This is a genomic window from Neobacillus kokaensis (assembly GCF_014656545.1).
GTDB lineage: Bacteria > Bacillota > Bacilli > Bacillales > Cytobacillaceae > Neobacillus > Neobacillus kokaensis.
Genome location: NZ_BNDS01000005.1, coordinates 175,448 through 190,342, shown reverse-complemented (window position 1 = coordinate 190,342; position 14,895 = coordinate 175,448). Strand labels below are relative to the sequence as shown.

Sequence of the window (14,895 nt, the reverse complement as noted above, 5' to 3'; positions counted from 1 at the left end):
AATATAATCATTGGAAAGAAACAAAAAGACTAACAAACAGCAATCTCTTTTAGTTAATCCCACTCAGATGCTTTATTTTCTTTGCCACTTTAATGATCACAGTCGTACCTTTATCTATTTTAGAGTCAATAGTAATTCCGTAATCATCACCATAGTAGAGCTTCACTCGCTGATCGACATTGTTAATGCCTACACCACCTAGTTTAACGACTTTATCTGCTGCTTTCACACCTACTCGCTTCAAATCAAAGCCCTCGCCGTTATCTTGAACAATGAAGAGAATGTCATCCCCTTTTTCCTCGGCACTGATGTTAATGAACCCTTGTCTATTAAGGCCACGGATACCGTGATAAAGAGCATTTTCTACAATCGGCTGTAAAATAATCTTAGGAATTTGATACTTTAATAACGATTCATGACAGTCGATGGTGTATTCAAGCTTGTCACCATAACGCTCCTTTTGTATAAACAAATATTGTCTCACATGGTTCAGTTCATTTTCTACCGTTGTCAGCTCGTTACCGCCTCTAAGAGAAAGTCGAAAGAATTGAGCTAAAGCCTTTGTAATCTCAATTACCTTATCACTATTATTAAACTCTGCCATCCAAACAATTGTATCCAAAGTATTGTATAAAAAGTGAGGGTTAATTTGACTATGCAAAGCACTAATTTCAGAAGACCTTAAATGTCTTTCTTTTTCAGTAATTTCTTGCATCAATTTTTTAATCTTATTAATCATTACATTGAAGTGTTTGGCAAGACTTTGCGCTTCATAACAGCCATTTTCATCAATAGGTACCTCTAATAATCCATTCTCAATTTCCTCCATGGCCTTTTCGAGCTTTTGAAAAGGAGCCGTTATTCTACCAGCAAAGACAGCCACACTAGAAGCTGCGATGATGAGTAGGACAAATCCCACTAATAAAAAGATTTCTAAAAGCTGTTTTTTAATTGCTTGAAGGCTATCTTGAGAGGAAACGCCTACAAGCTTCCAGTCGGCATTTTTTAAATGATAAATATGTGTAAGAGTATTTTCTTTCGCATCATACGCTTTTTTATTTGCTACGATATTTTGCAATATCCTTTGTTTGGAACGGTCAACAAAATAAGAAGGATTCTTATGGTATACCACTTGGGATTGATCATTAATAATAAACGAAAAGCCTGTATTCCCTAAATCCAAATCTGAAAGATAGTCTTCAATCACCTTATACTCAATATCGATAAGTAAAACGCCGATGTTTTTTCCTTTCTTATCTTTAATTTCGCGGCTGATGGAAATGACCCAATTTTTTTTGTCCATGGAGAACTTTTGCATTCTTGCAGAGGTGAGAACGGGCATATTGCCACTGTGTATAGCTGCCACGTACCATTGCTCCTTCATCATATTTCTCGACATGCTCATATTTAATCGTCTTTCATTGGAAAGAATCCGCCCATCCTTACTCACGATAATGACAGATTTAATGAAAGGGTCTGTAGCCATCGTGGTATGAATGGAAGTAAGGATATCTTTCCTAGCGGAGAGGTCTCGCCTCGTATCGGAGAAATAATCAATCAGTTGTGGGTTTTCTGCAAGCAAGCTAGACACTGCTTTAAGCCTGTCGATATAAAGCTCTAGGTACATGCCGCTTTTATTAATAGCTGTTTTAGTGGTAGAAATAGATTCATTCCTTACAACAGATGAATTGCTGTAATATAAAATAAACCCCATGAGAAAGAGCGTTACGGCACTTGCTATTAAGTAATGGAGGGCAATTTGCACGCGTAATTTTTTCAACAGCTTTGATTGCAGCATCTTCATTCCCTCGCTCTTTCTTTGAACCGATTAGGGGAAAATTTAAATTTTCGTTTAAAGGATGTACTAAAATAATTAGGGTCCTCAAAACCTACTGCTGTAGCAATTTCATAAATCTTTAAATCCGTACTGAGCAACAGGATTTTTGCACGATCTAACCTAGTAGAAAGCATATAGTCTTGAAACGTTTTTCCATAAAGCCTTTTAAAGAGGCTGCTAAGGTAGGTTGAGCTTAGAGACATTTTCTTGGCTAAAAAAGTTAAGGAGAAATCTACATTTGCAATGTTTGCTTCTATTTCCTGCTGGATTTTTGCTTTATAACCTGCATCCTCAGATGTATGGGGTATGCTGATCATATCATGAACAAGCTGGGATATCTCCAACTGGTTGTGAGCCGTTTGAAGCTTTTCGATTAACTTTTTTAATACCTCTTGAATATCATTCTTCGAGACAGGCTTTAATACATAATCATCAAGACCAGATTTTAATGCTGTAACAGCGTAATCAAAATAGTCATAGCCCGTAATAATGGCAATTTTCACATCTGGTTTCATTGCTTTAGCGGCATTGGCAAAATCAAGACCATTTATCTTGGGCATATTAATATCCGCTAGAACTAGATCAGGTAAATATTTTTTGAAGCTTTCAAGCGCATCTTCTCCATTATATGCTTCATATACTTCTGAAATAGAGAGCGCTTCAAAGTCAACAAAAGAACGAATGCCTTTGATAATAATAGGTTCATCATCAACTAATAATAATTTATACATCCAATCCACCTTTAATAAAGAAAGATAAATAAACTTAAAGAAAAGGTGGTATCCACCACCTTTTTTGCAAAACAATTTTATCGTATATGGGGCCATTCTTATTTTATAAGAAATTCAAGATAACCGTAACCTAATTTATTCATCTCTGCTTTAGGGATAAATTTTATAGCCGCACTGTTGATGCAATAGCGCAGCCCGCCTTTATCTTTTGGGCCATCATCAAAAACATGACCTAAATGGCTGTTTCCTGAACGGCTTCTCACTTCCGTTCTGACCATATTAAAGCTTGTATCCTTAAACGTCTTTATCACACCAGGTTCAATCGGCTTTGTAAAACTAGGCCAGCCACAGCCAGAATCATATTTATCAACAGAGGAGAATAGCGGTTCTCCAGTTACAACATCTACATAAATGCCTGGTTCATAGTTATCCCAATATTCATTAGTGAAAGCAACCTCTGTCTCTTCTCCTTGGGTTACCTCATACTGAATGTCTGTTAGTTTTTCCTTTATTTCTTGATCACTCGGTTTTGGATAATTTTTAGGATCAATTAATGCTGGTATTTTTTGATCCCTTAGAGAATCAAAGCTTATGTGGCAATATCCATTTGGATTTTTTTCAAGATAATCTTGATGGTACTCTTCTGCAAGATAGAAATTCTTTAGTGGCTTTACCTCTGTAACAATCGGCTCATCATATTTTTTCTGCTGCACTGCAACCACTTGCTCAATGACCTCTTTATCAGCCTTTCCCTTATAATAAATGCCCGTACGGTATTGTTCCCCGATGTCATTTCCTTGTTGGTTAAGTATGGTAGGATCAATAATAGTAAAATAATTAGTAAGAAGTTTTTTTAATTCTACACGTTTAGGGTCATAAAGTACATGAACCGTTTCGGCAAAGCCAGTATCCCCGCTGCTCACTATTTCATAGGTAGGGTTCTCGGTGTGACCATTTGCATAGCCAGAAGTAACATCGTAAACACCATAAACCCTTGACATATAAGCCTCAACACCCCAGAAGCAGCCCCCTGCAAGCCATATTTCTTTTAATTGGCTGCTATCAAAACTCAAATTTACATTTGGGTTTGCGGGATACTTTGAATTCGATGCTATACTCTCTGTAGTACTGTTACTACTTGTAATAGTACCACCTAATGCAGAACATCCAGCAAGTAGAAATATTCCGATTAAAACGCCTGCTATTTTTAGTTTCATTCTGTTCAAACCACCTATCATTACTTAATACTTTCAAACTCTTTAATAATCTGGTCATTAGGGACATGCCCAGGTTGAGTTCTAACTAAGACCCCATCCGAACCAATAAAAGCAGAAGTAGGGTATCCTCGAACGTTATATTGTTTTGTAATAGAGCCGTCTTCATCTAATAAGACTGTTATATTAGAGGTATTTTCAACACCATTAAACCATTTAATAAAAGATTCACTCTTTTTTTCGTTGTTATAACCAGGCGACACTATGGAAAGGACTTCAAAATCATGTTTCTCTCCAGCTAACGTATTTAGTTCCTCAAGCCCTGCTAAGCAAATCGGACACCACGAAGCCCAAAATTTCACATACACTTTTTTACCTTTATAATCTGAAAGACGATGAGTTTGTCCTTTTACATCTTTCAGGTCAAAGCTTGGTGCGAGCTTACCTTCATTCTTTTTACCAGCAGTCTCTGTGGAATCAGAGCTGTTTGCATTTGAATTAGAACAAGCTGCTATCATAAGCATTAAAATTGAAATAATGGTTAGTACGGTTAATTTTTTCATTCATATCACTCCCTTATCCTGTTATTACCGTGACCAATAGGTTTAAATTGTTCGTCATGAGTAAAATTCCCATAATAATGACGAAGACACCACCAACTATTTGTATTTTTTTCATATGTTTGTTGATTTTTTTTATATGTCTTAATAGGGCATCAGAAAAAATGGCAAGGATGATAAACGGTATTAATAAGCCTAATGCATAAATGAACATGAGAAACGCCCCGTAGATTGCTTGTCCTTGGCTGGCAGATAAGCCTAAAACAGCACCAAGGGCAGGTCCTATACAAGGTGTCCATCCAAAACTAAAGGTAAATCCTAATAAATAGGTTCCAAGAATGTCTCGTTTCCCGCTTCTTTTAAGATTAACCTTACTTTCTTTATTTAAAAATGATAAACGGAGCAGCCCAATTTGGTGTAAACCCAATATCACAACAATAAGGCCGCAAACAACCATAAACCAGCTTGTATTAATGACAACTCCGAGTGCTCCAGCACCAAACCCTAAGATGATAAAGCTAGTTGATAGTCCAAATACAAAAACGACCGTTTTAAGTAATAAGTGTAGATTTATTGTTAACTTGCCAATAGTTATGAAATGGTTGCTTCCTTCAGTGCTCTGGTCATTTGAAGATAACACCGATATATAAACAGGTAAAAGCGGCAGGATGCAAGGGGCAAAAAAGGAAAGCAACCCCGCAACAAAAACTGTACTTAATAACACTTGTTCACCTATCAAAGGAACACCTCCTTTTTAATCGATAGGTTCATCTTAGTTCTATTTGTAAAAGAAAAACATAGATTTATTTCACATAAATCTTAGAAATGATTTGATTCTCCCTTATTAGCCAAGAAATTTATTTACTCCCAGGCAAATTGATTAAGTAGATATAAAAAAGCCGCTTCCTTGACAACAAGGAGGCGGCTTTTACTTCACTATTTATATCATTCCAGGCTTAGTGCCTGAACGTTTGACTAACATGCTGCCAATACCATAGAAAATAGCAGCTGATACAAGGCCAACAAAAGCCACTGAAAGATGTGGTGCGTAGAAGTTACAGTATAATGCGATGGCGGAAGACAAAATCCAGACAACGAATGCCAGTGGTCTCCAGTTTACTAAATTCTCAGAGTCATTTTTACGTAAAACCAAGCGATCCATAATGATAATGGCTCCTATAGGCGGAATAATTACCCCAAGAAGAACGAGCCAGTTGAAAAAGTGATTATAAATTCCAGAAACTGCAACAATTAAACCGATTACACCAATAATAAGAGTTATAGGTCTCATTTTTTTACCGGTCATATGCGACCAGCCAACAGCGCCATTATATAAGCAGTGGGTACCTACAGAACCCAGATTGATAAAGACAAACAGGATAGACAAAATGGTAAGTAAAGGACCATGTCCTGCTAATACTGACATGAAATCCCCGCCAGTTGAAGCAGGGTTTGGGATAACCCCAGTTGCTACAATAATTCCCCCAACAAGCTCTGCAATAAAGTTCCCGATCGGGAAGGCGAAAATGGTGGATAAAGCCCCTTCACGGCCATTTTTTGCCCAACGGGTAAAGTCAGCTGTCATTGTACCAGAATCAGCAAATCCAGCGAAAACTAACGTTACAGCAGCTCCAAATGACATAGCATTCGATACATGAGGATGATAGCCTAGAATATCGGAGTTACCAGTTTTCATTGCCATAACAATCGCTATAATTGCAATTAGAATATAAAAAGGTGCTGCAATCCAACCTAATATGGATAAAGCCTTAATACCGATATAAGTTACTGTAACATAGAGGACACCACCGATAATGGTCATTAGCAGCAAACTAGCACCAAAAGACCCATGCATCGTAGCACCAGTAAGTCCGACTTGAAGAGCAAACCAGCCGATAACGACAGTAGATAGTAATCCGGAAATAATATAATAACCTGATCGTCCGAATGTTTTTTGTGCAGTCAGGGAAAAGTTCAATCCCGAACGGCCGGCATCATAGCTTAGTAAGCCCACCATTATGAAAAGGAGCAAATTTCCAAGCAGCATCGCTAAGGCACCGGCTTTAAAGCCAAGCTGAGCAGTAATTAGCCCGCCGATTACTGCACTAGTTAATACCATTGGGAAACCAAACCAAACAGCTGCAACGGATGATAATTTTTTGCGGTATTCTTTAGGAACAGGGGTATGTTCAAACTCTGGATCCAATAATTTCTTTTCATCAATGCTGGTTGACATGAATATTCCTCCTAGTGGAACCCATTTTGATAATCTCCAATCCAAATAACAAACCCAGAGAAAAGTCAGTTCTGGATGAAGATCTCTTTTTAACTTAGTAAACCAATTGCAAGATTGACGGCACCACTTTGTTCACTATTGAGCAAAGTAGTTAAGTAAGAGCAGGTAGTAAATGGTTTCCCCCTTTTAGTTCACTTAAATACCTTTATTTAAAAAATCTTCATATGAACTTACAAGATTATTGTAAGAGGCATACCATTTAATGTAATTGTATATAACAACTAAAAATATAGGTTATCGATTAGGCAATATGCATAAGAAAAAAGGGCGGATTTAGCATTAATGGATATAGGAGGTATATCAGTAAAATTTCAGAGAGATGGTAAGGGGATTTATTGAAAGCTGGTCCCTTTTAAAGAAAAGACAACTATAAAAGCAGTGTGATTAGCAAATGAAATCACACTGCTTTTAACATGTTAACAGAAAGATTTTAATGAAATAGGTTGATGCAATTAATCCACCTTGTTTTTATGTTTAGGGACTTGTGTGCCGGGTTCTGCTTTATCGTCGGCAGCCTCTAATACAGTAAAGGTACTAAAGTGGCTGGTTTCCACTGAAACCTTGCCATCGTTGTAAACAGCGCCAGGTACCAGTTTCCATTCTTTTGCTTGCTCATTAAAATAAAATACCTTCAAATTTTTTGGATCTCTCACTTTACGGCCATCAAGAGTAAATGTTAACGTAATTGGTTCTTCAAATTGATGAATTTCCTTTCCGTCAATTAAAATGGTAAAGTCGTAAGCAGGGCTTTTGGCTTTGTTGATATCTCTTAAACGCTCAAGAGTCATCTCAAAACTTCCCTCAGAGACAATGGCAGCTGGAATCAAAAGATTGACCTCATCATTTATTACTTGTAAAGGAATTCCATTATCCTTTGAAAGCTGTGCTTGTTCCTTTGTTAATGATACTTTTGCAGAATGCTCTGTTCCAAGATCGATCAAAAGGATAAGCTGTGCTTTAGCAGTACGGAGCTCCTTACTAGCCGTATCTAATTCAGATTGTGAAGCTTGAGTGTTGTTGTAAACTTTTTGTGCCATTTCATAAGCCGTTTTATAGATATTATAGGACTCCTTTGTAAATAAAGCTGCATCCAGTTCTTCTGATAATAGTTCTTTTAAAACGGAACGATCAGGTAACAATTCTTTATTGGTAGATGTATTCAACTCATAAATAACCGGCTGGACATTTCCCCAAGTCAACTTAATTTCAAAAATATGGTCATAGGCTGGATTATAGAAAGTATTTAAACTTTTATCCAGGACACCCAGCTCGACCCATTCATCTTTACCAACTCTGGCACTTACAGCAGCTTTGGAAATGGATTTTGAACCTTGTACAATTGTAATCACTGCTACATCTGTTTTTTCTGAAAGACGGTACGTTAATGACCCATTTGTTTTATCAGTCATATTCGGTTTATAAGCTGTTGTTAGGTCACCATCCAATAGACGTTCAGGACCAAACCCTTCTTCCTCGATTGGATTGGTAACATAGGTTGGATTGTTCTCGGTTTTAACATATTCGCCGCCATTAATGACGAATTCATTAATATGAGCAAATCTTGTTAAATAATTTGCTGTAAAGAGAATTCTAATATATTTGGCCTTAATGCCGCCGATATGATCATTACCATAATAATAGTTTCCTGGATTAGCAGAGTCGTGTGTGTAGCCATCTGCAATCATATCTGCATAATCAGCTTTACCACCGGCAAGATTGTCCACACCATCACCTAAAGTAATCACATCTGTCCAATTTTCATTGTCCATGGACAATTGTACTTTGGCGTCTCGGATATAGTTAATATTATTTTCTTCGTTATATACCCGTAAACTATTAAAAATTCTAGGTTCGCCAACTGAATACGTGATCGACTGCCCTTTTCTCTGAAAATCTGTAAAAATAGCTTTCGTCCCGAACTTTTTATCGAAAGGAGCCAGCAGTGTCCCCGCATTTCTTGAATCACTGGCTGCATAGGCAGAAGAGATTCCCATATCCGTTCCGACAAAACTTGGTCCATAAATTTCTTTAGATGTAACGCTAAAATCATTCAGGTCGAATGTAATATCTTTATCCGTATTGTTAAATAGTCTTACATATCGAGCAATGGTCCCCTCATTAGGAGCTTTCCATTCCACCTCATTCGCTGAGGCCTGTAAGGTTAATTTATCGCTTGTTGCATTTACTGTTAGATCCTTCAGTTCTTTAATGCGCTCTAATTTTATACCCAGGTATTCTTGTGGTTTCAGGGTAATATCTGTTGTTTTGCTTAAACTAGTATTTTCAAGGGTATGCTGAGAAAGAATGCCTTTATAATTAGTATTATTAGTGTACGTATAGGCAGAAGACGATTTTGCAATATCAATGCGAATTTCGCTGAACTTGATCCAAACAGGAACCGTTTTAAGGTTTTTTAGGCGGACATATCTTGCTTTAATACCTGTTAGGTCTTCTTCCACTTTATCCATCCCTGATGCCTTACCTGCATATTGCTTAACCATCGTGTAATTTACATTATCAGTTGAATATTCTAACTGGTAATCCGTCCACTTGTCACCATTATCCCTGCCTACAGCAAAGTAAACTTTACCTAAATCTCTAACCTTTAATAAATCTACACCAATATAATCTCCAGCAACGGAAGTATCTTTAATTGTTCCTGAAGGATTATACCAAATAAAAGTAGTGTCAACTCCATCAAATAAATTGGCTGTTTGTCCTTGATACACGTTAAAATGGCTAGGCACCATTAACTCATATTGTAATGTAGTGTCATCCTTCATTTCGTTAATCACAATATCCTTAATACCTAACCAAGTATTTGTACGATCTTTTGTTGCGATTAAACGAATACCCCTTGCTTTTAGATTTAAATTTTCTAATACCACTTTACTGACATGGCCATATAAAGCACCTTCGATATCGATCCAATTCTCTCCATCAACGGTGTATTGTGCTTTGCTTTCTGTAAAGGTGTCATTAGCATTGCCGGCTTGTCCTAATTCAAAGCGCACTGTATTTAGGACAAGAGGTTTTTCGTAAAGTACCCCAATATACGTGCCAGTCGAAATGGAGTTAGGGTTTTTAAAGATCACTTCGGTACTTGTTTTGTTATCTAACAGATTCTCTAAGTCACCAGAAGGAGTATCGGTTCGATTTGTAATAACTCTAGCTGTGTTGCTATCAGGATTTACAATCGATTGAACTTTAACGGATACATCATTTAATAATGTTTTGATAAATGGAACGATATGCTGTACGCCTACTTCTGCATATTCATAATGGTCAATGTATCGGAACGGATGATTCTTAGAAGCGTCGAAAGAAGCTTGGCCTTGACTATAGTTTTCCCATACAGCAGACTTATCGCCTTGTTCATGAGCCATTTCTGCCTTTAATAAGAAAATAGCTGCAGTTGCCGTATCCACAGCACTATCTAACCAATAAATAATCTGATCTCTTGTTCTTTCATTACCAGGCTTGGCTTTGTACGTTTGTGCTGCATCACGAATAACTTCGAATTCTTCTATTAACGCTTGTGCTTGATCTGTAATCTTTCCTTTCCCTAAGGTGCTCTTAAACTCATTTAACTTGGGAGCCAATTCCACTGATTCTTCTAATTTAGCAACACGGCCGTCCATAGCTTGATTGATCATATGCTTGGACAGCTCTCTTAGAGCATTGGAAGCAGGAGTTTCATTAATGTTTAAGTGATCCATGTATGCAAATGAGTCATTCCAGTTTTTCTGTGCTTGATCAACATTATCCCAAATATTCCATGCATAATCGGCATTAGCAAAAATAGCTGATTTACTTGCTTCAGATTGCTGCATTGGATTTAACACAATACCCTCTATATTTTCAGGGTTCACATTGGGTTGTAAAAATGTTTCATTTCCGCCCATAATTAAGTGCTTTTTAGAGTTATCCGTACAAGGCCAATTGATCCATAAGAATGGTCCTCTGCCAGCATTATTTGTAAATGTCTGAGTGAAATTATTTGAAACTTCTCCCCAAACCTTACCACCGGTTTGAATCATGCTAACAGACTTTGGCAATTGTTTTAATGTCTGGATTTGAGCGCTGCTCCCATTTCCCATATAATCATTTGGACAGAAGATCATATCGGTTACTAATCCATCATAGTCAGCTTGCTGCTCAATTAACCAGTTAGTTAAATCGGTCATCAATTTTACATACGTCTGTGCTCCTTGTGGTGGAACTCCTGCATCATCAGCTAGAATACCAAATTTCCGAACTCCTGCATCCAGTAATTGGGTGAACTTCGCTTTAATAATATTTAAGTCTGCTTGATAATTTTCTTCTGTATTAAAACGAATGGCATTATTCATAAATGGGTGAAGTGTATATACAAATCTAGTTTTGCTGGCATTACCGGCTTCGGCAAGTTTGCTGATTTTTTCAAGCTCTGCTGGTGTATATAATTCTCTCCATTTGCCATTATGCTTTGGATCATCTTTTGGTGCATAGATATAAGAATTCATTTTGAATTCGCCGCCATAGGTCATTAATTCTGCACGATCTTCATTTGACCATGGTTCTCCATAATATCCTTCAATGAAACCTCTGCCTTTAACATCTGCATAATCTTTAATGGTTAAGGCCTGAATGGTACGATCTTTCATTTGTTTGAAAATATGTTTGACAGTTGTGACACCATAGAAGGCAGAATCGACATCTTTTCCTAGTACTGCAATGACATTTTCATCGATAGAAACAATATTTGCATCTAGCTTTGCTAGTATAGCGGCATCATTTAATTGCTTTTCTTTAAAATACTGATCTACATATTCTTTTGACTGGTAGACACCAACTAAAAAGTTCGTTTTATCTGCCGCCATTTCATTTGATACTGTAAATTTAATATTTTTACTTGCCAGTATTTCCTCTACTCTTTTTTTAGTATAAGAATCAATTTTAGATTCATATACAATATTTAAAGTATTACTTATCTCAAATTGTTTGTCTTGGTAGTGAATTTCGTGGGGATTTGGATAAATTTGATATTTCATAGTTTCTGCAGCAGCATGTAACGGTGATTTAATACCACTTATTGTGCTAAATAGTACAGCAAATATGATAGCTAGATTTAACAAAATACTTTTTTTCAATTATTCCCCCTACTTTCTTAACAAATGAATATAAATCGATCTTTGCCTTAAGAAATGAACAAAAATATCAACCTTAATCATGTTCAATATTAAATTTTATCACCCCCTAAAATTAGAACTTCCTGCTTTGTTATGGATTAAAAGCTTTATGAAAAATAAAAGGGCATGGAAAACAAAACCAAGAATTCCTTCAGAAATTCCTACGGTTTTGTTTTCCATGCCCAGTGTGAACCAGTCACATGAAAATCAATATATAACCAAAGTATAAAGCGTTTACAATTTTTAGTCAACAAATTTCCAGACTTTTCAAAACTGTAAACATAATTTCCCTCTCCGCATTCAATCTTTGATGCTAAAGGTAATACCAAGTACACACAACCTCATTTTCTCATCCCTTGTTTAGCAAAGGCCGTTCTTGTAAGTATAAAGCTAAATCTGGACAATTCCCTTCCACAATTTCCTTTACAATAATCCTTGACAGCAATTGGCTGTAAACCGTCCCATTATCACCAAAGGCAAATAGGAAGTAGCAATTAGGATATTCTTCATATTGGCCAATAATCGGAATACCGTCTGCTATCCCTCCATAAAATGCAGTTAAGTAATATTCTGGCTGTACTTTAATAGCGGGAAACATTTTATTAAACTCTTCAATTAATTTATTCTTTTTGTGAATCAGTTTACTATCGCGGTCTTCTGGATAGTTAGTATTATCATCAAGTCCGCCAATAATAATCCTGTTATCTCTAGTTGTCCGCATATATAAATAGGGACGAGCGGTTTCCCAAATGAGTGTCCTGTTATACCATTCGGAGAGATCTTCGACTGGATTAGTTGTTACCGTATATGTACTTACAAAAGAGGCTTTTTTCTCTTTTCTGATATCCATTCCTTCATAACCCGCAGCAAAAATAAGATAGCGTGCTTTTATCGAAAGGCCATTCTTTGTAGAAACAATCATCTTTCCTTGTTCTTTATCATAATGGTGACCGTTCATTTCCGTATTTTCATATATACGGATTCCTTTTCCGGCGGCGTAATCCAATAGTGCATGGGTGAATCGGAATGGGTTGATTTCTGCATCGTTATATGAATAAATAGCGGCATCCCTGCTAAAAGGATATTTTGCTTCAATATCTTCCTTTGTTAAAAAAGTAAGTTCACAGTTATGCCGCTTTAAAAATTCATATTCCTTTTTTAGCCTTTCAACGTCTTCTGTACAGCTTGCGGAATATAAGGTGTCTGTTCTGTTGAATTCACAATCAATGGTGGCGTTTTTTGAGGCTGCTTCAATTTCATCGATTGCTTCCTTTAGTAATTGTAAATGTCTGTTTATGTAATCTGCTCCAAAGGTGTTGATTAGATCTGTAAACATTTTTTCACCGGAGTATTGAAGGAGGGCTGTGTTTGCACTAGTACTGCCGCTGCCAATGGTTGATTTTTCAATTACAGCCACGTCTAAATGAGTATCGGCAAGATAATACGCACATTGTGCCCCGGAGCTTCCACCCCCAATGATTAATACATCACAAGATAGGTCATCTTCTAATGCTGGATATGATGGAGCATCAGGAAAAGTAGTTGGCCAATAATATGTTCCGGATTGTAAATTCATTGGTATCCCCCAGTTATTAAAAAGTTTACTGTTAATATATCCATCCTCATTTTGTCCATGCAAAAATCACAGTGAACTGTACAAATAAATACAAGCGGTCCAAGGCATACCAATGGAATTAAATCGTGACTATATTTTAGTGGTGAATCTTTGGAAAGTACCCCAATTTTCTTGCTTTGCAAATTGGGGATAAGCGGACATAAACTGAATGATGAGAGAGGCTTGATCTAAATGAGGGTATTTGTTGAATAAAAACCTATCGCCGTATCTAATAGCTGTTAAGGCAAGTGGTAATTCACGTCTAAATATTTCATTGCGTTTTGCTGAAACAGAAAGGGTCTGTTCTCCTTGATCTACGTATAAATAAACATAAAAACAAAAGAAGCCTCCATATTGTTTCCATTCACCCAAAACTTCATCTCTCAAAGGATTAATTTTATCCAAGGCATAATGAATCCCAATGTTTAAAAATAGTTCTCCAGTTAAATCTGAGTGAGTAAGTGTGTAACGCCTTGGAATAACGGGGTTCGCAGCAGCAGTACCGTCCAAGTATTCCACAGATAGTTTGTCTGGGTAAAAAGTGCTCAAGTCATCCACTCCCATCCGATCGGTTTTTTATCAATATGCGAATGGCAGTTTGTTTATACGTAAATATATTCCGTCATTATGAAAAAAGACAGCTCTCCGTGCACAGGACAGAGCTGCCTCATAGTTCTAAACAAAGCAGGCCAGGAAGGAAAAAGGAGACAAGAGTTTCGTTAAGTTCCAATAAATCTTAATGATTTGTATAAGCGACTTTTTCCTCGAATACAGTTTGTGGCCTCTTAATATGCTTCTCTATTGCAGATGAAAGGACACCATCAGTCATTTTATAAACTTTATCGCAATAACCGACAAGCCGAATATCGTGAGTGACCACAATGGTTGTTGTATTTTTCTGCTTCGTTACGGTTTTTAATAGCTCCATAACTTCGTAGGCACGGTCCGAGTCAAGGGATGCTGTAGGCTCATCAGCTAGAATAATCGATGGATTGCTATATAGTGCTTTAGCGATGGCTACACGCTGCCGTTCCCCGCCAGATAAGTCGGAGGGATATTTCATGAGCAGGTCAGCAATTCCCAAGTCCTCGTATAGTTGATCTCTCTCCGTTTTCGACATATTCCCCTTTTTCACTTTGTCTAATAGTTTCAATTGATTGGCCACGGAGAGGAAGGGAATTAGGTTCGACGCTTGTAACACAAATCCAATTTCCTTGAGCCGAATTTGTGAGCGGGCTTTTTCAGTCAATGAGGTTAGGTTTTTCCCATTGATTATTACATCCCCTGAGGTTGGAGATAATAATCCCCCGACAATCGTGAGAAAGGTACTTTTTCCAGAACCAGACGGGCCAATGATTGCAACCAACTCACCCCGGTCGGCAAGAAAATCGGTTTCCTTTAAGGCTTCCACTTTCGTATGCCCGCTTCCAAAACTCTTCTTTACTTGATGTAACTCCAACACTGCCATTGT

10 protein-coding genes are annotated in these 14,895 nt (G+C 37.2%); all 10 read right to left on the bottom strand.

Annotated elements, in window-relative coordinates:
• Positions 1–49 precede the first annotated feature (49 nt).
• The gene (locus IE222_RS08110) at positions 50–1,804 is read right to left on the bottom strand and encodes a cache domain-containing sensor histidine kinase (protein WP_191271568.1); all 1,755 of its coding nucleotides are present in this window, start codon (positions 1,802–1,804) and stop codon (positions 50–52) included.
• Complete coding sequence (locus IE222_RS08105; protein ID WP_191271566.1) at positions 1,801–2,568, bottom strand: response regulator transcription factor; 768 nt, start codon at positions 2,566–2,568, stop codon at positions 1,801–1,803. The genes IE222_RS08110 and IE222_RS08105 overlap by 4 nt, the downstream gene beginning before the upstream one ends.
• A 98-nt stretch (positions 2,569–2,666) precedes the next feature.
• The gene (msrB, locus tag IE222_RS08100) at positions 2,667–3,785 is read right to left on the bottom strand and encodes a peptide-methionine (R)-S-oxide reductase MsrB (protein ID WP_191271564.1); all 1,119 of its coding nucleotides are present in this window, start codon (positions 3,783–3,785) and stop codon (positions 2,667–2,669) included.
• Between the two features lie 20 nt (positions 3,786–3,805).
• A complete protein-coding gene (locus IE222_RS08095) occupies positions 3,806–4,345 on the bottom strand; it encodes a peroxiredoxin family protein (RefSeq protein ID WP_191271556.1) in 540 nt (179 codons plus the stop codon).
• A 13-nt stretch (positions 4,346–4,358) separates the two neighbouring features.
• Entirely contained in the window at positions 4,359–5,081 is a 723-nt protein-coding gene (locus IE222_RS08090; protein ID WP_191271554.1) for a cytochrome c biogenesis CcdA family protein, read from the bottom strand.
• A gap of 201 nt (positions 5,082–5,282) precedes the next feature.
• Positions 5,283–6,578: a purine-cytosine permease family protein gene (locus IE222_RS08085; protein WP_191271552.1), complete on the bottom strand. Its 1,296-nt coding sequence runs from the start codon at positions 6,576–6,578 to the stop codon at positions 5,283–5,285.
• A 512-nt stretch (positions 6,579–7,090) separates the two neighbouring features.
• On the bottom strand, positions 7,091–11,770 hold the full coding sequence (locus IE222_RS08080; protein ID WP_191271550.1) for a beta-N-acetylglucosaminidase domain-containing protein: 4,680 nt from the start codon (positions 11,768–11,770) through the stop codon (positions 7,091–7,093).
• A gap of 388 nt (positions 11,771–12,158) precedes the next feature.
• A complete protein-coding gene (locus tag IE222_RS08075) occupies positions 12,159–13,385 on the bottom strand; it encodes an NAD(P)/FAD-dependent oxidoreductase (protein ID WP_191271548.1) in 1,227 nt (408 codons plus the stop codon).
• Positions 13,386–13,514: 129 nt separating this feature from the next.
• Entirely contained in the window at positions 13,515–13,982 is a 468-nt protein-coding gene (locus tag IE222_RS08070; RefSeq protein WP_308435593.1) for a staygreen family protein, read from the bottom strand.
• A 178-nt stretch (positions 13,983–14,160) separates the two neighbouring features.
• Positions 14,161–14,892 carry an ABC transporter ATP-binding protein gene (locus IE222_RS08065; protein WP_191271545.1) on the bottom strand — a complete coding sequence of 244 codons (732 nt, stop codon included), beginning with the start codon at positions 14,890–14,892 and terminating at the stop codon, positions 14,161–14,163.
• Positions 14,893–14,895: the final 3 nt, after the last annotated feature.